The sequence below is a fragment of the Clostridium sp. AF28-12 genome, assembly GCF_003435225.1.
GTDB lineage: Bacteria > Bacillota > Clostridia > Lachnospirales > Lachnospiraceae > Pilosibacter > Pilosibacter fragilis.
Genome location: NZ_QWGJ01000006.1, coordinates 29,518 through 52,615 on the forward strand (window position 1 = coordinate 29,518; position 23,098 = coordinate 52,615).

Annotated in this window: 19 protein-coding genes; 18 read left to right on the forward strand and 1 reads right to left on the reverse strand. The window is 48.0% G+C overall.

Features of this window, described 5'->3' with window-relative positions; all coding sequences use genetic code 11:
• The first annotated feature begins 79 nt into the window (after positions 1-79).
• The 13 genes from rbfA (at position 80) to DWY93_RS07055 (ending at position 14,714) form a co-directional block, all read left to right on the forward strand.
• A complete protein-coding gene (rbfA, locus tag DWY93_RS06995; RefSeq protein ID WP_117470760.1) occupies positions 80-475 on the forward strand; it encodes a 30S ribosome-binding factor RbfA in 396 nt (131 codons plus the stop codon).
• 145 nt (positions 476-620) lie between these two features.
• Positions 621-1,583, forward strand: a complete 963-nt coding sequence (locus DWY93_RS07000) for a bifunctional oligoribonuclease/PAP phosphatase NrnA (RefSeq protein WP_181968321.1) — start codon at positions 621-623, stop codon at positions 1,581-1,583.
• 18 nt (positions 1,584-1,601) lie between these two features.
• A complete protein-coding gene (gene truB / locus DWY93_RS07005; protein WP_117470761.1) occupies positions 1,602-2,504 on the forward strand; it encodes a tRNA pseudouridine(55) synthase TruB in 903 nt (300 codons plus the stop codon).
• Between the two features lies 1 nt (position 2,505).
• Entirely contained in the window at positions 2,506-3,435 is a 930-nt protein-coding gene (locus tag DWY93_RS07010; RefSeq protein ID WP_117470762.1) for a bifunctional riboflavin kinase/FAD synthetase, read from the forward strand.
• 145 nt (positions 3,436-3,580) lie between these two features.
• A complete protein-coding gene (locus DWY93_RS07015) occupies positions 3,581-5,332 on the forward strand; it encodes a L,D-transpeptidase family protein (protein WP_181968506.1) in 1,752 nt (583 codons plus the stop codon).
• Between the two features lie 391 nt (positions 5,333-5,723).
• Positions 5,724-5,990: a 30S ribosomal protein S15 gene (rpsO, locus tag DWY93_RS07020; RefSeq protein WP_015553623.1), complete on the forward strand. Its 267-nt coding sequence runs from the start codon at positions 5,724-5,726 to the stop codon at positions 5,988-5,990.
• A gap of 203 nt (positions 5,991-6,193) precedes the next feature.
• Positions 6,194-8,413, forward strand: coding sequence for a polyribonucleotide nucleotidyltransferase (locus tag DWY93_RS07025; protein ID WP_117470764.1), 2,220 nt, complete (start codon positions 6,194-6,196; stop codon positions 8,411-8,413).
• A gap of 149 nt (positions 8,414-8,562) precedes the next feature.
• On the forward strand, positions 8,563-8,841 hold the full coding sequence (locus DWY93_RS07030; RefSeq protein ID WP_015553621.1) for a type II toxin-antitoxin system HicB family antitoxin: 279 nt from the start codon (positions 8,563-8,565) through the stop codon (positions 8,839-8,841).
• Between the two features lie 145 nt (positions 8,842-8,986).
• Positions 8,987-9,430, forward strand: a complete 444-nt coding sequence (locus DWY93_RS07035; RefSeq protein WP_015553620.1) for a protease complex subunit PrcB family protein — start codon at positions 8,987-8,989, stop codon at positions 9,428-9,430.
• A gap of 291 nt (positions 9,431-9,721) precedes the next feature.
• Complete coding sequence (gene cysE, locus DWY93_RS07040) at positions 9,722-10,393, forward strand: serine O-acetyltransferase (protein ID WP_181967987.1); 672 nt, start codon at positions 9,722-9,724, stop codon at positions 10,391-10,393.
• Between the two features lie 318 nt (positions 10,394-10,711).
• Positions 10,712-12,268: an SPOCS domain-containing protein gene (locus DWY93_RS07045; protein WP_117470765.1), complete on the forward strand. Its 1,557-nt coding sequence runs from the start codon at positions 10,712-10,714 to the stop codon at positions 12,266-12,268.
• 442 nt (positions 12,269-12,710) lie between these two features.
• On the forward strand, positions 12,711-12,974 hold the full coding sequence (locus tag DWY93_RS07050) for a GIY-YIG nuclease family protein (protein WP_015553617.1): 264 nt from the start codon (positions 12,711-12,713) through the stop codon (positions 12,972-12,974).
• A 153-nt stretch (positions 12,975-13,127) separates the two neighbouring features.
• Entirely contained in the window at positions 13,128-14,714 is a 1,587-nt protein-coding gene (locus DWY93_RS07055; RefSeq protein WP_117470766.1) for a serine hydrolase, read from the forward strand.
• A 68-nt stretch (positions 14,715-14,782) separates the two neighbouring features.
• Here the strand turns inward: DWY93_RS07055 and DWY93_RS07060 are convergent, their stop codons facing one another.
• Complete coding sequence (locus DWY93_RS07060) at positions 14,783-15,439, reverse strand: hemolysin III family protein (protein ID WP_117470767.1); 657 nt, start codon at positions 15,437-15,439, stop codon at positions 14,783-14,785.
• Positions 15,440-15,715: 276 nt separating this feature from the next.
• Here DWY93_RS07060 and DWY93_RS07065 point away from each other — a divergent pair, with 276 nt between their 5' ends.
• From DWY93_RS07065 to DWY93_RS07085, 5 genes are all read left to right on the forward strand, one after another.
• Positions 15,716-16,516, forward strand: coding sequence for an RluA family pseudouridine synthase (locus DWY93_RS07065; protein WP_117470768.1), 801 nt, complete (start codon positions 15,716-15,718; stop codon positions 16,514-16,516).
• Positions 16,517-16,727: 211 nt separating this feature from the next.
• The gene (locus DWY93_RS07070; RefSeq protein ID WP_117470769.1) at positions 16,728-17,252 is read left to right on the forward strand and encodes a hypothetical protein; all 525 of its coding nucleotides are present in this window, start codon (positions 16,728-16,730) and stop codon (positions 17,250-17,252) included.
• A gap of 3 nt (positions 17,253-17,255) precedes the next feature.
• The gene (locus tag DWY93_RS07075; protein WP_117470770.1) at positions 17,256-18,851 is read left to right on the forward strand and encodes a type I restriction-modification system subunit M; all 1,596 of its coding nucleotides are present in this window, start codon (positions 17,256-17,258) and stop codon (positions 18,849-18,851) included.
• 2 nt (positions 18,852-18,853) lie between these two features.
• Positions 18,854-20,071, forward strand: coding sequence for a restriction endonuclease subunit S (locus DWY93_RS07080; RefSeq protein WP_117470771.1), 1,218 nt, complete (start codon positions 18,854-18,856; stop codon positions 20,069-20,071).
• Between the two features lie 2 nt (positions 20,072-20,073).
• The gene (locus tag DWY93_RS07085; protein ID WP_117470772.1) at positions 20,074-23,022 is read left to right on the forward strand and encodes an HsdR family type I site-specific deoxyribonuclease; all 2,949 of its coding nucleotides are present in this window, start codon (positions 20,074-20,076) and stop codon (positions 23,020-23,022) included.
• Positions 23,023-23,098 lie beyond the last annotated feature (76 nt).

The window sequence follows — 23,098 nt, forward strand, 5'->3', positions numbered from 1 at the left end:
CTGTCAGGTCTGTGCATAGCCGCGGAGAGTTTCGTTTCGCGGCTATGTCCGGGATAGTCGTAAAAAAAGAGGTAATATCATGAGAAAAAACAGTGTAAAAAATATCCGGATCAACGGCGAAGTCCAGAAAGCTCTGAGCGAAATCATCCGCTCCGAGCTCAAGGACCCGCGTGTTCATCCGATGACAAGCGTGGTCCAGGTCTCGGTCACACCGGACCTTAAGATCTGTAAGGCCTACATCAGCGTCCTTGCGGACGAGGAGCAGGAGAAAGATACGATCCGCGGCTTAAAGAGTGCGGAGGGCTTTATCAGAACCCAGCTGGCAAAAAAAGTAAATCTTCGGAACACCCCGCAGATCTTCTTCGTGCTGGACCAGTCTATCGAGTACGGCGTCCGCATGTCCAAGCTCATCGATGAGGTGACAAAGGATATGCCGGAGGAGCAGGAAGACGACGGAACTGAGAGCGAAAATTAAACGAAGGAACCGGTCTGCGTGGAAAATACGCGGACAGGAGCGTACTGAAATCATATAGAGGAATCCGGTCGGACACGCGTAACGCGGATTCTGCCGGATTTTTCTGTTTTTTATATTACAATACACATTAAGGGAGGCGGAACTTTTGGGAATTCTTGATGAGATGCTGGAAGGAAAGAAGAGCATTGTGATCCTGGGCCATGTAAATCCTGACGGGGACTGTATCGGTTCCTGTCTGGGACTCTATAATTATCTGAAGGAAAATTATGAGGGGCTTGAGGTCTCGGTGTATCTGGAGAAAATGGGAGTGAAATTTTCCTTTCTTTCCGGTTTTGAGGATGTACACACAGAATACGACGACACAAAAACATTTGACCTTTGCATCACATCGGATGCCAGCGACGTTCCACGCCTGGGCGTCTTCGCCCCGTACCGGGAGACAGCAAAAGATACATTCTGCGTTGACCACCACATCACGAACAAGGGAATGTGCAGGGTCAACGTGATCGAGAGCTGGGCAAGCTCCGCAAGTGAGGTGGTGTTCCGCCTTCTCGATAAGGGAAAGATCAGCAAAGCGGTCGCAGAGTGCCTGTATACGGGAATTGCTCATGACACCGGTATCTTCAAGTTCTCAAACACATCGAGACAGACCATGGAGATCGCCGGGTTTTTAATGGAAAAGGGCATCGATTTCCCAAAGATCATCGACGACAGCTTTTTTGCGAAGACATATGGTCAGGCGAAGATTCACGGCCGGGCTGTTCTCGAAAGTGTCCGGATTCTGGATAACCGTTGTGTATACACGGTTGTCACGACGGATGAGTTAAGGGAATATGGCTGCACCGTAAAGGCCACGGACGGAATCGTGGACCAGCTTCGGATCATTGAAGGCATCGAGATCGCGTTTCTGCTCTACCAGACGGGAAATCCTGACGAGTACAAGGTGAGCCTCAGAACGAACTCCGCAGTGGATGTGAGCCGGATCGCCCTGAGCTTCGGCGGCGGCGGACATGTGAAGGCCGCAGGCTGCACGATGACGGGGGAGCCGCAGGAGATCGTGGAGAAGATCAGCGGAAAGATCCGCGAGCAGTGGGAAGAGCTCAAGTAACGAACACCGGAGGAAAGAATGTACGACGGAATTATTAACGTATATAAAGAAAAAGGATTCACCTCCCACGATGTGGTGGCGAAAATGCGGGGGATCCTGGGTCAGAGAAAGATCGGTCATACGGGGACTCTCGATCCGGCGGCGGAAGGCGTTCTTCCGGTGTGCGCCGGAAAAGGCACAAAGCTCTGCGATATGCTGACTGACCACGACAAGACATACAGGGCTGTTCTTCTTCTGGGAACCGAGACGGACACGGAGGACACGACGGGTACGGTGCTGGAGACGAAAGAAACATCGGGCCTCACTGAAAAAGAAGTGCAGGACGCGGTCCTCTCCTTTATCGGGGATTACGCCCAGATTCCGCCGATGTACTCGGCACTCAAGGTCGATGGAAAGAAGCTCTATGAGCTTGCGAGAGAGGGGAAAAACGTGGAGCGGAAGGCGCGCCCGGTTAAGATCTTCGATATCAAGATCGAGAAGATGGAGCTCCCGGAAGTTACGATGACCGTGTCCTGTTCAAAGGGAACTTATATCCGAACCTTGTGCCATGATATCGGCGCGAAGCTCTCCGTCGGCGGCTGTATGAAGGAGCTGCTTCGGACAAAGGTGGGCCGGTTTGAACTCTCGGAGAGCCTGACACTGGACGAGCTTCAGAAGTTAAAAGAGGAAGACCGGTTGGCGGAGGTCGTACTTCCGGTGGAGGAAGTTTTCAAGGAGCTTCCGGAGATCCGCTCGGATACGGAGGAGCTCGATAAGCTCTTAAAGAACGGAAATCCGTTCCGCAGCCGCGCGGTAAAAGATATAAGGGGCGGGGACATGTTCCGGGTTTATCATTCGGATGGAACCTTTATCGGGGTGTTTAGGTACGACGAAGGGAAACACATGTACTATCCGGAAAAAATCTTTCTGGGAGGAAATTGACATGCAGTACATCGCGGAAACCAGAGAGTTTCAGATCAAAGAGAAGACAGTCGTCAGCATCGGTAAATTCGACGGTCTCCACAGGGGACACCAGAAGCTGATGCATGAGATGTTAAAATGGAAGGAACAAGGCTTTAAGATCGCCGTGTTCACCTTCGCGACGCCTCCGGGAACCCTGGTAAAGGGAAAGATGCAGACCATGATCATGACGAACCCGGAGCGTGAGATGCTTTTGGAGAAAGCCGGTGTTGACTACATCGTAGAATACCCGTTTGATGAGGAAGTATGCCATATGGCACCGGAGAAGTTCGTCTCCGACATCCTGGTGGGACACATGAACGCCGGGGTCATCGTTTCCGGTCCGGACTGCCACTTTGGATACAAGGCAGCCGGGGACTGCGCGATGCTGGAGCGCCTGTCGTCTGAGTACGGATACCGCTATTTTGTTGTTGACAAGGAGCGGGACGAGGAAGGAAAGATCATCAGCAGCACCTACATCCGTGAGATGCTGGCGGACGGAAATATCATAAAGGCAAACAAGCTTTTGGGGTATTATTACTTTGTCACCGGAACGGTGCAGCATGGAAACGCCATCGGACACACAAAATTATATCCGACGGCGAACCTGATCCCGCCGGCGGTGAAACACCTGCCGAAGTTCGGCGTCTATGTGACGAGGGTGACCGTGGACGGAAAAACTTACGGCGGACTGACAAATGTGGGGGCAAAGCCTACGATCTCCGGGGAAAATCCGGTGGGAGTGGAGACTTATCTCTATAATTTTGCGGGAGATCTCTACGGAAAAGAGATGAAAGTGGAGCTTCTCGACTTTGTGAGACCGGAGATGAAGTTTGAGTCTATCGGCGCGCTGAAGGCACAGCTGGACCATGATATCAAGGAGTGCCAGAGACGGTATCTGGAGTTTGCGTAAATATTCATAAATTTCAGAAAAGTATCATAAAAAAGAACATCATCCGTTTCCCGCAAAAGGATGGGAGACGGGCGTATCTAAAAAGAGAAGGTAACTGTCTGGAAAAGCTTTGCCCATGCAGTGCGGATCTGACGGACAGTTATACATGGAGAAGGAAGAATTGGAGTTAGAAAATAAGCCGGAAGGCGTGGGAAAAGAAAAGCAGGCGCCGGAACAGAAGCCGGCGATGACATATGCGGAATTTAAGGCCCAGAAAGGGAGAAAACGGGGGAAAAACCGTGGGACCGGAATGAATAAGGACCTGGCGGTAAAGATCGCGGCTGTGTGCGGCGGCGTGGTCGTTCTCGTTGGTGCCGTTGGCGGCGGCCTCTACTGGCATGAATCCTCAAAATACAAGACATGTTTTCTGCCCGGAACCATCGTTGACGGCATGGATGTGACGGGAAAGACGGCATCGGAAGTGGAAGACGCCATCATGGAGCAGTTAAAGGGATATACGCTGACCATCAATGGGCGCGAGGATCTCTCTGAGTCCATCACCGGGGAGAGTGTGGGACTTTACGCGGAGTTTGATGATACGTTAGATAAGGCCATCGCCTCCCAGAAGCCGATGGACTGGGGAAAATACCGGTTTGGAAAAGCGGTGAATGAGGTAAATACGGATGCCCTGCTCCGCTACAGCGACGATATGCTGAATGAGGCATTAGAAGGTCTCTCCTGCATGGACGAGGAAAATATGAGAGAGCCGGAGGACGCGAAGATCTCTGATTATGATTCCGCAACAGGCTCTTACTCGATCATAAAAGAGGATGAGGGAACGGAGCTCCAGGAGGACAAGGTGAAAGAGGCGGTCGCCACTGCGATCATGTCCCTGGCGGAGAGCGTGGACCTCGAGGAGCAGGGATGTTATCTGGCTCCTTCGGTGACCTCCGAGGACGAGGCACTTAAGACGGCCTGCGAGACCATGAACAAGTATGTGGGGGCGAAGATCACATATAAGTTTGGAGATAAAGCGGAGACGCTGAACGGAAATGAGATCCATAACTGGCTCACGGTCAACGGGACGAGCGTCAGTGTCAGCGAGTCGAAGGCGGCGGAGTATGTCAAGAACCTGGCATCCACCTGTAACACCGCGTATAAGCCGAAGACATTGAAGACATCCTACGGAAAGACGGTGACCATTACCACCGGAAATTACGGATGGAAGATCGACCAGGCGAAGGAGACGGCAGCTCTCGTGAGCCTCATCAAAAATGGGGAGCAGACATCCAGAGAGCCGGAATATTCCCAGAAGGCCGCGAGCCATTCGGGAAATGATTATGGAAATACATACGTGGAAATCAACCTGACGGCGCAGCATCTTTACTTCTATGCGAATGGAAAGCTTCTTGTGGAGTCGGATTTCGTGTCCGGAAATGCTGCGAAGGGCTGGAGTACCCCGGCGGGTGCTTATTCCATCACGTATAAGCAGAGAAATGCGACCCTGAAAGGCCAGGGATACGCGACTCCTGTTTCCTACTGGATGCCGTTTAACGGCGGAATCGGTCTGCATGACGCGAATTGGAGAAAGACATTTGGCGGAACGATCTACAAGAATGGCGGATCCCACGGCTGCGTCAACCTGCCGCCGGCAGTGGCGAAGACCATCTACGAGAACATCTCCGCGGGAGATCCAGTCCTGTGCTACCATTTAGACGGCACGGAGAGCTCCAGGACCAGCGGAACGAAGAAGGACGGAACGGCGGAGACAACGGCAGCTACGACGGCAGTGCCGACAGCCGCGGCACCTGAGACGACACCTGCAGTTACGGCGGGCGGGGACAACGAGAGCTTCGGACCGGGATTCGTGCAGGAGACGGAAGGCATGACAGAGCAGGAAGTCGGACCTGGATTTTAAAATCGGTTTAAAAGAAAAGCAGTTCAATTCCGTGACGTTTAAACACGATTTGAACTGCTTTTTTGAACTGGAAGATTCTGGGTTACAGTTCAGCCATGCGCTGGTTTGAATGAGAAAGTGTGTTGCAAGCTTGCTTGCATAAGCACTTTTTCATCCAAATCAGCATATGGTGGAACCACCAAGCTTCTTGTTTTCATGAATATGAAAACAAGAAGATGTAATGGCTGAACTGTAACGATTCTGGGGCTTTTTATGAAAAAACATATTTACTTTTAAAGACAGGTATGCTATACTGTCAGAGTATGTGAAAGCGCCGACACTCGGTCAGCGGATAACTCCAACCGGGACCTGGTGATCGGTAAGTTTAAAGAATTTTAAGGAGGAAATCACAATGATTTCAAAGGAAAAGAAAGCAGCTATTATCGCTGAGTACGGCAGAAAACCGGGCGACACAGGTTCACCGGAAGTTCAGATCGCAATTCTTACAGAGAGAATCGCAGAGCTCACAGAGCATTTAAAAGTTAACCCGAAAGATCATCACTCCAGACGTGGTCTTCTTATGATGGTAGGTCAGAGACGTGGTCTTCTTGCATACCTTAAGAAATCTGATCTTGAAGGATACCGTGCTCTTATTGAGAAGTTAGGCATCAGAAAGTAATAGCAGACTTATGGGTGGAGCGCATGATTTCGTGTACTCCACCTTTGTTGTAATTGACAGACGGAAGAAACTTCCGAGACCGCTAAAGTAGGCATGAGTGATCCGGAGCTTACGGGTTCGCGTGTTAACCAATGCGTGGATCATGTTTAGTTTAGTAGTTTCGGCTTCTTCTGTCGCAACATTTAAGAAAAGGAGACGAAGCCATGTTTAAGAGTTTTTCCATGGAACTTGCAGGACGTACCCTTACCGTTGAGGTAGGCCGTGTTGCAAAGCAGGCAAATGGTGCAGCATTCATGCACTACGGCGATACAGTTGTTCTTTCTACCGCAACTGCATCTGACAAGCCGAGAGACGGGATCGATTTCTTCCCGTTAAGCGTAGAATATGAAGAAAAATTATACTCCGTAGGAAAAATCCCGGGCGGATTCACAAAGAGAGAGGGAAAGGCATCCGAGAACGCGACCCTTACTTCCCGTGTGATCGACCGTCCGATGCGTCCATTATTCCCGAAGGACTACAGAAACGACGTAACACTTGACAACATTGTTATGTCCGTTGACCCGGAGTGCAGCCCGGAGCTCACAGCTATGCTCGGTTCCGCGATTGCTACATGCATTTCCGATATTCCGTTCGACGGTCCGTGTGCAATGACCCAGGTAGGTCTTATTGACGGCGAGTTCATTATCAACCCGACCGCTGCTCAGAAGAAAGTTTCTGACCTTGCTCTTACCGTTGCGTCCACAAGAGAGAAAGTTATCATGATTGAGGCCGGCGCGAAGGAAGTTCCGGAGCAGACCATGATCAACGCGATCTTCAAGGCACACGAAGTAAACCAGGAGATCATTAAATTCATCGACCGCATCGTTGCTGAGTGCGGTAAAGAAAAGCACACTTACGAGAGCTGCGCAATTCCGGATGAGCTGTTTGCTGCGATCAAAGAGATCGTTCCGCCAGCTGAGATGGAAGAGGCAGTATTCACAGACGAGAAGCAGAAACGTGAGGAGAACATCCGCCAGATCACAGAGCGTCTCGAAGAGGCATTTGCTGAAAACGAAGAGTGGCTTCCGCTTATCGGACAGGCTGTTTACCAGTATCAGAAGAAGACCGTAAGAAAGATGATCTTAAAAGACCACAAGCGCCCGGATGGCCGCCGCATCGACGAGATCCGTCCGTTAGCTGCTGAGATCGATATCCTTCCGCGCGTACATGGTTCCGGTATGTTCACCCGCGGACAGACCCAGATCTTAAACGCCTGCACACTTGCACCGCTTTCCGAGGCACAGCGTCTTGACGGTCTTGATGAGAATGAGACAACAAAGAGATATATGCACCACTACAACTTCCCGTCCTTCTCCGTAGGTGAGACAAAGCCGTCCAGAGGACCGGGACGCCGTGAAATCGGTCATGGCGCTCTTGCTGAGCGTGCCCTTGTACCGGTACTTCCGAGCGAGGAAGAGTTCCCGTACGCGATCCGTACTGTATCTGAGACAATGGAGTCCAACGGTTCCACATCCCAGGCCAGCATCTGTGCATCTACCCTGTCCCTTATGGCAGCAGGTGTTCCGATCAAGACTATGGTAGCCGGTATCTCCTGCGGTCTTGTAACAGGCGAGACAGACGACGATTACATCGTTCTTACCGATATCCAGGGTCTTGAGGACTTCTTCGGAGACATGGACTTCAAGGTAGGCGGTACTCACGAAGGTATCACTGCGATCCAGATGGATATCAAGATCCACGGTTTAACACGCCCGATCATCGAGGAGGCGATCAGACGCTGCCGTGAAGCAAGACTTTACATCATGGATAACATTATGGCTCCGGTTATCAGCGAGCCGAGAAAGACTCTGTCCAAGTACGCTCCGAAGATCACGCAGATCACCATCGATCCGGCTAAGATTGGCGATGTAGTCGGCAAGCAGGGTAAAGTGATCAATAAGATCATCGAGGAGACAGGCGTTAAGATCGACATCACAGACGACGGTGCTGTAAATGTATGCGGTACTGATCAGGAGATGATCGATAAGGCCATCGCTACTATCAGGAACATCGTGACAGATGTCGAGCCGGGTATGATCTACACAGGTAAGGTTGTCCGCATCATGGAATTCGGCGCATTCGTTGAGCTTGCTCCGAACAAGGATGGCATGGTTCATATTTCCAAGCTCTCCGACAAGCGCGTAGCAAAAGTTGAAGATGTCGTAAACATCGGCGATGAGGTTACCGTCAGAGTCGTTGAGGTAGACCGCATGGGCAGAATCAACCTGACCATGAGACCGGAAGATATGACAGCAGACCTTGAGAAGTTAACACGTCCGGAAAGACGCGAGAGAAGCGACCGCCCGGAGAGACGCGATGACAGAAGAGGCGGACGCCACGACGACAGACGCGAGCGTTCTGAGAAGAAGGACGATAACGAGTAAGACATGTCAGAGTCCGGTTATGTGCCAGTTTTGGTTACTGCATGACTGAACGGTGCTGCTTACGATAAATACATGGGCCGCAGCCTGCAGCGTTTGCTTTGCAGCCTGCGGCTCATGTTGATTAAAAAAAGATCGGAGAGGAGAAAACTATGACATTTACATATCCTGCCGTATTTACAGAGAAAGAAGATGGAACCGGTTATCACGCATTCTTTCCGGATCTGGAGATGTGTGAGGCGGACGGTGCCGATTTAGAGGACGCTATCGAAAACGCCAGAGATGCAGCCCAGAACTGGATCAGCGTAGAGCTGGAAGAATTCGAGGGCGACCTGCCTTTCGCGACTCATGTAGACGATATTGAGCTTGCAGAGAATCAGGTTGCGAAGCAGATCATGGTAAAGATCAAGTTTTTACCGGACAGCGACTGATGGGATTTTTGCTTTCCAGCTTAAGTTTTCTTACGGTCAGCGCAGCAAGTGGGCAGATCTGCTGAACAGTTACGAATAAGAAACTCATATAAATGGGATCCCCGGAATAGGATTGTAACAAAATCCATGATGGGGATCTTATTTTATGTTCAGACGTTTGCCAAGGCGCGCGAGAAAGGTGCTTACGGTGCTGGGAGTCCTGATGGTGATCTTGGGCGGGATTGCGGCATTTACCGGATGTCAGTCTGGAAATTCTGAGGAGAAGCAGGGAGAAGACCTGGAATTTACAGTCACCGGGGAGGCGGATATCCCGGCGGCATTAAAGGAGCTGATCGACAAAAAGCGGGAAAAACCATTCAAGCTTACATACGCGGACGGGCTGGAAATGTATATCGTCATCGGTGAGGGTCCGCAGAAAGGCGGCGGCTACAGCGTGGCGGTGAAGGAACTCTATGAGACGGATAATTCCATCGTGATCCGCACGGAACTTACGGGACCGGAGGCTGGTGAGGCGAGGGGGACAGAGAACTCGTATCCGGTGCTGATCGTGAAGACAGAATATCGGGATAAGCCGGTGGTATTTCAGTAAAGCCTGACTGTCGTGTTTTGCTTACAAATGCGTTTTCTTATATTGTGTAATCATAAATTACTTTATATAGGTAAGACAGACTCGATATTTTGCACTGATGTATTGAGTTAACGCTTTACTTTGATAATCATTTCTGCTAGAATACATGTAATCAGCCATAAATGTCCTGACGGCAGATGTGGAACGTGACCGATTGACCGAAATGATCTGATGTGAAGAAATTCGGACACACAATATGGGCAGAATACGTATGATAGACAGAGAAAATATGTCTTAAAAGATTACAACGGGATGGCAGAGGAGAGGAAAAACATGTTGTTGAAAGATATCTGGCTTGATGTAAAGGCGGTTCAGGAGAGAGATCCGGCGGCGAGAAGCGCGCTGGAGGTCCTGCTTTTATACCAGGGAGTCCATGCCCTGATCTGGCACCGGATCGCTCACTGGTTCTGGACCCACAATATGCGGTTCCTCGGCCGTCTGATCTCCCAGATCGCCAGATTTTTCACTCTGATCGAGATCCATCCGGGCGCGGTCCTGGGACATGGGATCCTCATCGATCACGGCTGCGGCATCGTCATCGGCGAGACCACGGTGGTGGGGGATAACTGCACGATCTACCAGGGCGTGACGTTGGGCGGTGTCGGAACAAAGAAGGGAAAACGCCATCCGACCATCGGAAACAATGTCCTCATCGGAGCCGGAGCGAAGATCCTCGGCGCCTTCGAGGTGGGTGACAACTGCCAGATCGCGGCGAACGCGGTCCTCTTAAAGCCCCTGGAGGAGAACAGCACCGCAGCCGGAATCCCCGCGAGACAGGTCAAAAAGGACGGCGTGCCGGTGAAAGACCCGTCAAAGAAGATCAACACGGAACACATCTGCAAGATGCAGGAGACCATCGACGAGCTGGAGCGCCGGGTGAAAGAGCTGGAGAAGGAGCTGGAAAAGGCGAAGGAGGAGCTGTAGCAGAATAGATCTAAGCAGCAGTACAACCGGAGGATCTTTAAGCAGACCTGCGGATGTGCTGCATTGAGCGAAAAGAAGCCCAGGCTGCCAGACTGAAAGTAACAACGGGCGTAACTGTTCAGTAGGTCTGCGCACTTGCTGCGCTGACCGTAAGAAAACATAGGCTGGAGGGCAAAAATCCCATCAGCGAAGCTGATCTGGAATGGATTTTTGCGTGTAACTATGAAGGTACTGAATAGTTACCAACGGGCATAAAATAATAACTGCCATCATACAATTTCCTAAAGCATGGCTTTGGAAAGGTATGGTGGCGTTTTTATGATGGAACTTTTGAAGAAACATATCCACATGAACCGTCGCAGGGGGAACGTCACGTCCCAGATGACCCTGGATGACGATTTCAATGTGCCGGATTCTATGGATGATGTGGAAGAACTGATCATGGAGAACGGGGAGGTAAAAATCGAGTCGGTGAAGAACCCCGGCGAGAAGGCGGAGATCAGTGGAAAACTGGAATTCCGGATCCTGTACCGGCGGCCCGGCGGAGAACTCACAGCTCTTGCCGGCAGCATCCCGTTTACGGAGACCGTACATATGCCGGGGCTTGCGGAGAATGACTATGTGCAGGCGGGCTGGGAGCTGGATGACCTGAATGTGAGTCTCATCAACTCGAGAAAACTGAATGTCAAGGCGTTAGTGACCCTGGAACTCAAGGCGGACGAGATCCGGGACATGGAGACGGCGTCGGACGTGAAATTCGACGGTGAGGTGGAGGTATTGAAGAAGACGCTGACCGTGGCTGCCATCGCCGTTCGGCGGCGGGACACGTTCCGGGTGCGGGAAGTCCTTACGATCCCTGGAAACGACCCGGACGCGGAGACGCTTTTGTGGCAGGATATGCGGCTTCAGGATGTGGAGACGAAGCCCCTCGACGGGAAGATCCATATCAGCGGTGATCTTCTGGTATTTGCAGTCTACTCTGCGGGCGGCGGGCAGATGCCGGTGCAGTGTTTCGAGGAGACTGTGCCGTTTTCCGGGGATGTGGAGCTCACAGAATCTGCGGAGGACATGATCCCGTTTATCACGGTGAAGTTAGTGCACCGGGATATGGAACTGCAGCCGGATTCCGACGGGGAGATGCGGGAGATATCCGTGGACGCGGTCATGGAACTGGACATCAGGCTCTACGAGGAAGAGCAGGTGGAGCTTCTCGGGGACCTCTATGCCCTGGACCGGGAGGCGGTTCCGGAGACAGGGACGGTGTGCTTTGATACGCTGGCAGTGCGGAACCAGGTGAAGACGAAGATCCAGGAGAAGGTCCAGCTCACCGGAAGGCAGCGGATCCTGCAGGTATGCCACAGCGACGGGGACGTGAAGATCGATGAGGTCCAGATCAAGGAGGACGGAATCCACATGGACGGGGTCCTGGAGATCCGGCTTTTATACCTGACGGCGGATGACCAGGCACCTGTGGGGGCAGCGTCGGAAGTGCTGCCGTTCCATCTGATGGCAGCCGCGGATGGTCTGACGCAGGATGTGGTATATGAGATTGAACCGGGAATCTCCGGGCTTACAGCTGTCATGGCAGGCGGGGACGCCGTGGAGGTGAAGGCTCAGATCACGGCGGATGTGCTGGTGTTAAAGCCTGTCTGCGAGCAGACGGTCCTGAGCGTGGCGGAGGAACCTTTGGATACGGAGCGGCTCAAAAAAATTCCGGGGATCATCGGATATGTGGTGAAGCCGGGGGACAGTCTCTGGAAGATCGCCAGGATGTTCCACACAAGCGTAGAACGGATCATGGAGCTAAACCACCTGTCAGACAGCACGATCCGGCCGGGCGACAGGCTGATTTTAGTGAAAACGGTGCAGGGATAGAGCTGGTTCCGCGTGTGACTGTTGTCCGGTGCTGCTTTTTATTGAAAAAACAAGTGCAAAATGCGGCAATGTGTGATTTTCCCCGAATGTCTGGTTGCAATTCGGGGAAAATTTTATATAATGGTATGAGTGGGATTTTCTGCTCGCAGCAAAATGACATTGGTCAGGAGCGACAGAATGTTATGGAATATGCCAGAATCGGAAACAGAAGAATGCTCCTGTAACGTTCTGAAAACTGCGGCATAAAATAACAGTACCACAGAAAATCACATCTAAGGCATCCCGATGCTTTCATATAGATTCCGCGGGCTCAGGCTTTCGGAGAACGGTGATGGATTCCATGGTCCCATTGCCGTTTACATAACATGTAAAGTGTCAGAGAGCAGGGAATGTCGGGGCAGGATACAGGCGGGTGCCGGTATCGCCGTGAAATGGAGAAAACATGAACTATACATATCTTCTGGAATGTTCGGACGGGACACTCTACTGCGGCTGGACGAATGACCTGGAAAAAAGGGTGAAGGCGCACAATTCCGGGCGCGGGGCGAAGTACACGAAGTCCAGACGGCCGGTGCGGCTTGTGTGGTATGAGACTTTCGAGACGAAGGAAGAGGCGATGAGCCGGGAAGTGAAGGTAAAACAGCTTTCCCGGAATCAGAAGGATGAACTGGTGGCCCATGGGCCGGTTGAAAGGCCGATTTCCTGAAAAGCCCCGTAAGCGTGCGGCAGAGCATTGTTTATTGCGCTGGCCGCAGGAAAACATCACATATAAGGCAGAAATGCATCGATTTTTGAAATGGATTTTTGCTAGTATCTGTGAGAAAACCGAACAGATACGGAATACAGGGAGAAAATATTTATGATTTGTACTTTTAAAAAGAAACTGGCAAAGGTGCTCTGCGGCGTGCTCGTGTTTACCCAGCTGGGAACGATGCAGGCTTTCGCGAGACCCGACTGGCCATCCGACACGGGAATCGAGGCGGAGGCGGGAGCTGTCATGGACGTGGACACCGGAACGATGCTTTTCGGACAGAACAGCCATGTGGAATACTATCCGGCGAGTATCACAAAGATCCTCACAGCCCTCGTGGTCCTGGAACATGCGGACCTCACTGACACGGTCACTTACTCGGACAAGGCCATGAACTCCGTGGAGGTGGACAGCGGAAATAAGCTGAGTCTCGTGGCGGGAGACACTATGACCGTTGAGGACTGCCTCTACGCGCTGCTTCTTGCATCCGTCAACCAGGCGGCAAACGCCCTGGCGGAACACGTGGCAGGCAGTATTCCGGACTTTGTTGACATGATGAACGCGAAGATCTCGGAGCTTGGATGCACGGAGAGCCATTTCGCGAACCCATCGGGCCTCAACAACGATGACCAAGTGGTTACAGCGTTTGATATGACGAAGATCGCGGCTGCGGCCTACAGTAACCCGAAGCTTCTGGAGATCAGTTCCGCGAAGTCATGGAAGGTGGGACCGACGACGAACAACCCGGACGGGGCCAGTGTGCGGAATGAGCACCGTCTCGTGATCACGGAGGACACTTCCAGCGAGTATTACTGCCCGGAGGCAGTGGCAGGAAAGACCGGATATCTCTTAAAAGCAGGAAACACGCTTGTTACATACGGTGAGAAGGACGGAAGACGTGTTGTATCCGTCATCTTAAAGGGAAGTCCGAGACAGTATTTCATTGATGGAAAATCGTTGCTGCAGTTTGGCCTGAACCGGTTCCAGAATGTGGATATCGCGGAGAATGAGACGAGATATGTCACAGGAGAGGACCAGGTGGATGTAAACGGGACAAGCTATGCGCCGTCCGACCTGGCGATCCAGACAGGAAAGAAGATCACACTTCCGAAGGACGCCACATTCGCGGACGCGGAATTAAGTCTCGGCGCAGTTCCGGACGGAGCGCCGGAGGGAACGGTCGGAGTGCTCAACTACATTTACAATGAGAGAAAGATCGGCTCCGCGTACCTGATGACGAAGGCGGGGGCGGAAGCACTTGCGGCTGCTGAGGCAGCAGGAGGGGCCGAGACCACTGCAGCGGAAGAAACGTCCGAGGAGAGCACAGACGCTGCGGATCCGTCAGCAGATGACGAGAGCACTGAGGCTGAGACGGAGACCATGGGCGAGGCAGATGTGACCACGGCGGCAGGTGACGCGGACAACGCATCGAATCAGGCGGGCAGCAATGATGTGAAGACCGGATTCCCTGCGAAGATCCTCCTGATCGTGATCGGAATCCTCGCGGCAGCAGCCCTGATCGGCGGTGGTATCTGGTTCATGATCCAGAACAACAGGAAAGAGGCGGAAGCAGAAGCACTTCGCCGCGAAAAGAGAAGACAGCGTCTCGTTGCCGAAGGCGGTGACGCGGAGGCCGAGTTCAACAGACTGCTTGAAGAGAAGCGGAAGAGGGACGAGGAGAGACGGAAGAGATAGAAGAGAGAAAGCGGCTGGATCAATTGTGATCAGGCCGCTTTTCTGATATACTGGAAATGAAGTTGGTTTTACGCGGCAGCCACATATCCGTACATCATCATGTAATGGCAGAAGCTTCCGCCCATGACGAAGAGATGGAAGATCTCGTGGGAGCCGAAATTTTTATGCTTCGAGTTGAAGATCGGCAGTTTCAGCGCGTAGATCACACCGCCGATGGTATAGATGATGCCGCCGGCGAGAAGCCATGTGAAAGCGGCAGGTGTGAGAGCGGCAACGATCTGGCGGATCGCCATGATGCATACCCAGCCCATCGCGATGTAGATCACGGAGGAGAACCACTTCGGGCAGTTGATCCAGAGGGCATTGATGATGATGCCTACGATGGCGATGCCCCAGACAAGGGACAGCATCCGGTAGCCGGACTTATTTCCGAGGACGATCAGGCACACCGGTGTGTAGGTTCCGGCGATCAGGATGAAGATCATCATGTGGTCGATTTTCCGAAGGATCTTATTGACATGCTCAGAAATGTCGAAGGTGTGGTAGACCGTGCTTGCGGCGTAGAGCAGGATCATGCTGACGATGAAGACGCTCAGGGCCTTTAGGTGCATGGTTCCGGGGACGGATGCGGCCTTGATTAAAAGCGGCGTCGCGGCAACCATTGCGGTCAGCATTGCGATAAAGTGAGTCAGCGCGCTTCCGGGATCTTTTATTTTCAGTTCCATAATCATTCCTCCAATCATGCGGGATAGCCTGTGTTGAACAGGGAAAATATTGGAAATCAGAATGTGCGTGACTGTATGAAATGAATTAGTCCGATATGGATCTGCGATAATAGGTTGTGGCGGACAAATTTCAGATCATTGCAGCAAATGAACGCAGGGTCTGGTTTCAAAGTTAAAGTGAATATTTAAAATACGACATGTAGTTTTAAAAACTACTTATCACGTTTGAATATACTATACCACTTACGATAAAAATATGCAAGGGGAAATATTTTGATGTTAAAAGTATTATATGAGGACGACGAGATCCTGGTGGTCATAAAGCCTGCGGGCGTGGAATCCCAGGCTGCGAAGCGGTTCGCACCGGATATGGTCAGCGAGGTGAAAAAACACCTGGTTGTCAACAAATCATGCACACCGGGGAAGGAACCTTATGTGGGAGTTATCCACAGACTGGACAAGCCTGTGTCCGGCGTGATGGTGTACGCGAAAACGAAACGGGCGGCAGCGGCTTTAAGTGAGCAGGTTCAGAGCCATAAGATGAAAAAAATCTACACAGCAGTTGTCCACGGAAGACCTTTGGATGCGGTGGATAACTATGTGGATTATCTGGTGAAAACACTGGACGGGAATTATTCACAGGTTGTGGATAAGGGGATAACCGGCGCAAAAAAGGCGGAGCTGTCCTATGAAGTATTAAAGACGATCGACGGGAAAATAGCCGGAATGCCGGAAACGGAGCTGAGCCTGGTGAGAATTTCGCTGAAGACTGGACGCCATCACCAGATCCGTGTACAGATGGCGCATCATGGGACGCCGTTGTATGGGGATATGAAATATGGAGTGCCTGTGAGAACTGCCAAACTTGATAAGAAAGAGAATGCAGACCAGGGAACCATGAAGGCAGCAGAAAATAGAAATATGCCGGGTATCAGAACAGCAGGAAATATGGGAAGTGGAAGAGAGTCGATCGCACTCTGCGCTTCATCGCTGACTTTTTTTCATCCGGTGACGAAGAAAAAAATGACGTTTGAGATAGAACCGGTCGGAGGGGCATTTCAGTTGTTTCAAGTTTGATCCTGGTTGGGCTGTTTTCGGCTGCAGGTTGTGACATTGGCAACTGTGGAAATGAGAACAAGGGAGGCCTTGTTCTAGAAATACAGTAGTGCAAAAGAGTCATGCTTTATATGACTCTTTTTGTAATTTAACTAAATTACATATTGACAAAACCCAAAAGAAATACTATTATATAATTGTAATTTAGCTAAAGTACAAAGGAAGGAGCGAGATGAAACATTTAAGACTAGAAGAATTGGTTCAATTTGCTTTGGGAAAAAATGTGACACGCTTAAAAAATTCGGGAAATGCGATTTATACTCCGGAAGATTTTGAGAAGGATTTGCACAGTATAAATCAGAGCAAAGAAGCTTCGGAGTGCATTATAAGCATGATTAAATCAAAGGCGGCTCCGGTATCAAAAGAAACAGAAAATTTGTGTATCACGTCTAATTTCTTAAAATGTTCATTTGATTCAGACACCCTGGATCCGTGGTACTTTTGCTACCAGTTTAATGAAGGACGAGAGATTGAAGAACAGGTTGTAAGGTATTATCAAGGTAATACCTTGAGTGTAAAAAAACTTACAATTCAGAGTATCGGGGGATTGACCATGCCGCTTCTGGGAATTGAGCAACAACACATTGTTGGAGAACTTTATCGAAAAGCAATTATTCAACGGGATTTAATTATACAGCAGGCAGAAAATGTAATGGATATGACGTTAGCAATGATTAGAAAATATGAGGAGAATTAAAGTATGACAACAAGTAAGGATTTACTGCAGGTTTTATGGAACGGTGCGGATGTGCTTCGCGGAAAAATGGATGCAAATGAATATAAAACATATCTTTTAGGATTGGTATTTTACAAGTATCTGTCAGATTCCTACCTGTCGAAAGCGTATGATCTGTTAATGGATGAAGTGCCGGAAAAACTGGAAGAGGCGCAGAGGGCATATGAAGAAGCATTTTCCAGTGATGATGCAGGAGATTTACTGGCGGAGTTGAAGGAATCGTTGCATTATACATTGGAACCGACAATGACGTTTACCCATATTTTAAGTGATGTAAAGAATAATTGTTTCAAGAGAGAAAAATTACAGACCGCTTTTAACCGCGTACAGGAGTCTGATCCGCTGTTTGAGGGATTATTTGCAGATGTAGATTTGTATTCTAACCGCCTTGGAACTGGAGATCAGAAACAGAGTGCAACGATAGCAGACTTGCTTCGTGTTCTGGAGGGCGCAGATCTGATCCATACGGAAGGAGATGTTCTTGGAAATGCATATGAATATCTGATCGGTCAGTTTGCTTCTGAAACAGGAAAGAAGGCGGGGGAATTTTACACTCCACATGGACCGGCGCAAATTCTTTGTCGTATTGCTATGATGGGACAGGAAGAGAAAAAAGGCCTGCAGGTATATGACCCATGTATGGGATCCGCCTCTTTAATGTTAAGTTGCAGAAACTACTCAAAGGAACCGGATTATATAAAGTATTACGGTCAGGAATTAATGCCATCTACGTATAATCTGGCTAGAATGAATATGTTTCTTCATGGAGTACATCCGGAAAATCAGCATTTGAGAAATGGAGACACACTGGATGCAGACTGGCCGACAGATGAAGAAACAGAATTTGATGTGGTAACCATGAATCCGCCGTATTCTGCAAATTGGTCTGCAGCGGAGGGATTTAAACAGGATGAACGTTTTATGGATTATGGCGGTAATCTGGCACCGAAGTCAAAAGCAGATTATGCGTTCTTACTGCATGGATTTTATCATTTAAAACAGAGCGGAACGATGGCAATCGTACTGCCGCATGGGGTATTGTTCAGGGGCGGAGCAGAAGGCAGAATTCGTGAAATTTTATTAAAGAACGGATCCATTTATGCAGTTATTGGTCTACCGTCCAATATGTTTTATAATACATCTATTCCGACCTGTATTATTGTGTTAAAAAAGCACAGGGATGGACGGGATGTGCTTTTCATTGATGCTTCGAATCTTTTTGTAAAAGAAAAGAAACAGAATGTTATGACAGAAGAACACATTGGACATGTACTGGAGCTGTATAAAAATCGTAAACCGGTAGAAAAAGAAGCGTATCTGGCTTCTTATGAGGATATTGAAAAGAATGACTTTAATTTGAATATTCCGCGCTATGTAGATACAACAGAAGAAGAGCCGGAAATCAGTTTAAAAGATCTAACCGTAAAGATCCAGGATACAGATAGAGCAATTAAAGATGGAAACAAAGAATTACTGGAAATGATGAAAAACCTGACTTTTAAAACTTCGGAAACCAAGGAAGACGTTGAAGCATTTATTCGTGTGTTTGAGGAGATGTAGACATGGGAAATACACCAAATATCCGGTTTAAGGGATATACAGACGATTGGGAACAACGCAAGCTGGGGGCGGTTGTCGAAGATTATGTCAAAAAAACGACGGTCGAAGATCAATATCCTGTTTTAACTTCATCTCAGCAAAAAGGAATCGTATTACAAGACGATTATTTTTCAGGAGATCGAGTAAGTCAAAACGGAAACGTAGGATATTTTATAATTCCGCGGGGATATTTTGCTTTTCGAAGTAGAAGTGATAATGATGTATTTGTATTTAACCGTAATGATGTTGCGGATATGGGGATAATAAGCTATTTTTACCCAGTATTTAAACCAAAGGGGGTAGATTCAGATTTCCTGCTACGCAGATTAAATTATGGTTTGGAAGATCAAATTAAAATAAATTCTGAGGGAACTGGACAGCATGTTTTGTCATTGAAAAAGTTTAAAAATATGGTTGGATTATTTCCATCATATGAAGAGCAGAAAAAAGTTGGCTCTTATTTTTCGAAAATAGACAACCTCATCAGCCGTCATCAGCAAGAGTATGATAATATGGCAGCATTAAAGAAGTATATGCTGCAAAAAATGTTTCCAGCGAACGGGGAAAAGGTTCCAGAAATTCGATTTGAAGGATTTACTGATCTTTGGGAACAGCGTAAGTTGGATGATTGGGGAACTTTTTATTATGGGAGAAGCTGCCCAAAGTGGTCAGTAACAGAAGATGCAACCATTCCGTGTATAAGGTATGGGGAACTTTATACAAAATTTGGAGCAAAAATAGATAAAGTTTATTCATACACAAATATGCCACCTGATAACCTTAGATTTAGTAAAGGTACAGAAGTATTGATTCCACGAGTAGGTGAGGATCCGATGGACTATAATCACTGTACATGGCTTTCTATGCCGAATGTAGCGATTGGTGAAATGATTTCAGTCTTTAATACCGACAACAATCCATTGTTCACGGCCACGATGTTTAATGCTACTTTGCGGAATGAATTTGCGATGAGGGTTGAGGGTGGAAGTGTAACTAATCTTTATTTTGAAAAATTGAAAAATATAGAAGTTTCGTTCCCGTCCAAAGATGAGCAAGTAAAGATAGCGACATATTTTGAAAATCTCGACCACATCATCACCCTTCATCAGCGTAAGCGTGATGAACTCTTAGAACTTAAAAAGTACATGCTGCAAAACATGTTTCCAAAGAAAGAAGGTTGAGTATGCCGGAATTAGAATCCATTATTGAGCGTAGGTTGATTGATCAACTCTGCCGGGAAGAATCCCAATGGACGTATCGCCCGGACATTAAGACGGAGGATCAGCTTTGGGAGAATTTTAAGTATATCCTGGAACAGAACAATAAAGCTAAGCTGGATAATACACCGCTTAGTGAGTCGGAATTTGCCAAGATTAAGAATGACGTTTCCCATGCATCATTTTACGATGCAGGGAAATGGCTGGTTGGAGAAAATGGACAGGTCTATATACATATTCAGAGAGGGAACGAATCTATCCACCTGCAGGTGATGAACAATGAGCATATTGCGGGCGGAACCAGTGTTTATGAGGTGATTAACCAGTATCAGGTCTTCTCGTCAGAAGGGCAGGTTGACAGCCGAAATCGTAGATTTGATGTGACACTTCTTATAAATGGAATTCCAATGATCCATATTGAGTTGAAAAATAAAGAGCATTCTTATATGGATGGATATCGTCAGATCAAAAAATATATAGCGGAAGGAAAGTTCCGTGGTTTATTTTCTAATGTACAGATGTTTGTTGTCAGCAATGCAGTAGATACAAAATATTTCGCTGCGGCAAGAGACATAGAGCTGAATAAGAAATTCATCACAGGTTGGATCGATAAAGAGAATCAGCCAGTTTGTGATTACATTGAATTTTGCAAAGCTGTTTTACGGATTCCGCAGGCGCATGAGATGGTAACAAAATATACGATTCTGGATAATGAGAAAAAGAAACTTCTGATTTTACGACCGTATCAGATTCATGCGATCTGCGCTATGCGTGAGGCATCGAAGCAGGGAAAGTCGGGCTATATTTGGCATACGACGGGGTCTGGAAAGACGATGACTTCCTATAAGGCCACCAGAAATCTATTAATGGATATTCCATCCATTGAAAAGACAATTTTTTTGATTGACCGAAAAGATCTGGACACCCAGACAACCATGGAATTCCAGTCTTATGCTGTTCAGGATACCATTGACGTAGATGATACGGAGCATGTTGGAAAGTTGATTGAGCGTTTAACGGACGGTAAGCGCCATATGATTGTAACAACCAGACAGAAACTGCAGATTATGATCGACCGCCGGTTGAAAGAAGATGACAAGAACTATCAGAAAATCCGGAATCTGCGGGTTGCCTTTGTTGTGGACGAATGTCACCGCGCAGTCACTCCGGAAACGAAGCGTTTGATTGAGCGCTTTTTCAGCCATTCTTTATGGTATGGATTTACCGGAACACCTATATTCGATGAGAATAAATATGAATTGAAGGGAGATCTGCCTCAGACAACAGAGGAAATGTATGGAGAGTGTCTGCATAGTTATACCATTAAAGAGGCGATCCATGACTCCGCAGTGCTTGGTTTTATGGTAGAAACAATGGGGGCGAAAAGTGAAGTAGATCCGGCTGCATATGAATCAGAAACACACATGAGAAAAGTGCTGGATGTTATTTTGAATCGTTCCGAGGTTAAATTTGGACTGCAGAATGGCAAGGGAAAAACTTATGAAGCGTTTCTCACGGTAGATTCGATTGAGAGAGCGCAGAAATATTATAAAATGATTTGTGATATCAAAGCAGGAAAGGATGAACTTAAGATTTCTGATGAAATTACAAAGGCTTATCCGGATTTTCCAAAAGTTGCGATCACGTATTCGATATCAGAAAATGATGAGAAATCCCACGTAAACCAGGTGGAAATGGAACAGTCTCTGGATGATTATTATCGGATGTTTGGGACAAGTTATAAACTGCAGATGATCCAGGCATATAATAAAAACTTGAATGAGCGATTAGCCAGAAAAGAAAAACGATATTTAAATCGGGATCAGCAGTTGGACCTTGTAATTGTGGTGGATCGTCTCCTGACTGGCTTTGATGCTCCATGCTTATCTACTCTGTTCATTGATCGTCCGCCTATGAAATATCAGAATCTTATCCAGGCATTCTCAAGGACCAATCGGTTACTGGATGACAAGAAAATGTATGGTCAGGTTGTTACGTTCCAGGAGCCGGAAGCATTTAAAAACGCAATCAATGCAGCGCTGACACTTTATTCCAAAGGTGGATATAGCACTGCTGTATCTGAAGACTGGGATAAAGTAAAGCAGGAGTTTTCAATATCTGTGCAGGCGATTCACGCGCTGGCAAAGACACCGAAAGACATTGCTGCGTTATCCAGAAAACAGAAAAGATCATTTATTCATATGTTCCGGTCTTTAGATCATGACTTTGCACATTTAAAGGCATTTTCAAACTACGAAGAATCCATATTAAAGGAGTATGATTTTTCGGAACAGGAATATGAAAACTATGCAGCTATGTATAAGAATGTGATGGAAGAGTTTCGAAATGAAAAAGATACTCCAGATGGAGAAGAGCCAGTTATGGATGATTATGATCTGATTGCTTATCATAAGCTGCAGGTGGATTTTGAGTATATTCTTGAATTATTGCAGGGTTTTATTGAGTCATTGGATCCTAAACAGGATAATTACAAAGAATCGAATTTCAAGGAAGATTTGAAAACTATTCGGGAATTGATCGAGGAGTTCGCTAAGACAAATCAAAAGCTCAGCGATCTGCTAGGTACGATCGTAGATGAAATTGAAGCTGATAAGAGCAAATATATTGGTCAGGATATTTCTATGATTGTTAATCAGATGAGGCAGGAAGCTATTGAACGTGAAGTGGAAACTTTTTCCAGAAAATGGTTTTTAGATCCAGAAGAAGTAAAATATGAGGTATTCAATTTCCGGGACGGTGAATTGGCAAATGAAACAAATATGAAAGAAAAGGCAGACTATGCAGCATATAAGAGCCAAACAGAAGCACCTATGTCAAAATTTAAATTCCGAAAGAGCCTGATAGAAGAGTTTAAAAATGAGCTGATGAATAATGTACAGCCCTTATTGAATTAGGTGAATATCTTTAGATTCAAAGGTCGAGGATTGTAAATGATCATGTTCTGCTAAGAACCATGGAAAAAACAGATTA

Coding starts and splice junctions, on each gene's coding strand:
- DWY93_RS07045 (WP_117470765.1), top strand. CDS start 10,712: ATGATGGAACTTTTGAAGAAACATATCCACATGAACCGTCGCAGGGGG.
- DWY93_RS07010 (WP_117470762.1), top strand. CDS start 2,506: ATGCAGTACATCGCGGAAACCAGAGAGTTTCAGATCAAAGAGAAGACA.
- rbfA (WP_117470760.1), top strand. CDS start 80: ATGAGAAAAAACAGTGTAAAAAATATCCGGATCAACGGCGAAGTCCAG.
- truB (WP_117470761.1), top strand. CDS start 1,602: ATGTACGACGGAATTATTAACGTATATAAAGAAAAAGGATTCACCTCC.
- DWY93_RS07065 (WP_117470768.1), top strand. CDS start 15,716: ATGTTAAAAGTATTATATGAGGACGACGAGATCCTGGTGGTCATAAAG.
- rpsO (WP_015553623.1), top strand. CDS start 5,724: ATGATTTCAAAGGAAAAGAAAGCAGCTATTATCGCTGAGTACGGCAGA.
- DWY93_RS07080 (WP_117470771.1), top strand. CDS start 18,854: ATGGGAAATACACCAAATATCCGGTTTAAGGGATATACAGACGATTGG.
- DWY93_RS07030 (WP_015553621.1), top strand. CDS start 8,563: ATGACATTTACATATCCTGCCGTATTTACAGAGAAAGAAGATGGAACC.
- DWY93_RS07025 (WP_117470764.1), top strand. CDS start 6,194: ATGTTTAAGAGTTTTTCCATGGAACTTGCAGGACGTACCCTTACCGTT.
- DWY93_RS07085 (WP_117470772.1), top strand. CDS start 20,074: ATGCCGGAATTAGAATCCATTATTGAGCGTAGGTTGATTGATCAACTC.
- DWY93_RS07070 (WP_117470769.1), top strand. CDS start 16,728: ATGAAACATTTAAGACTAGAAGAATTGGTTCAATTTGCTTTGGGAAAA.
- cysE (WP_181967987.1), top strand. CDS start 9,722: ATGGCAGAGGAGAGGAAAAACATGTTGTTGAAAGATATCTGGCTTGAT.
- DWY93_RS07015 (WP_181968506.1), top strand. CDS start 3,581: ATGGAGAAGGAAGAATTGGAGTTAGAAAATAAGCCGGAAGGCGTGGGA.
- DWY93_RS07035 (WP_015553620.1), top strand. CDS start 8,987: ATGTTCAGACGTTTGCCAAGGCGCGCGAGAAAGGTGCTTACGGTGCTG.
- DWY93_RS07075 (WP_117470770.1), top strand. CDS start 17,256: ATGACAACAAGTAAGGATTTACTGCAGGTTTTATGGAACGGTGCGGAT.
- DWY93_RS07050 (WP_015553617.1), top strand. CDS start 12,711: ATGAACTATACATATCTTCTGGAATGTTCGGACGGGACACTCTACTGC.
- DWY93_RS07055 (WP_117470766.1), top strand. CDS start 13,128: ATGATTTGTACTTTTAAAAAGAAACTGGCAAAGGTGCTCTGCGGCGTG.
- DWY93_RS07060 (WP_117470767.1), bottom strand. CDS start 15,439: ATGGAACTGAAAATAAAAGATCCCGGAAGCGCGCTGACTCACTTTATC.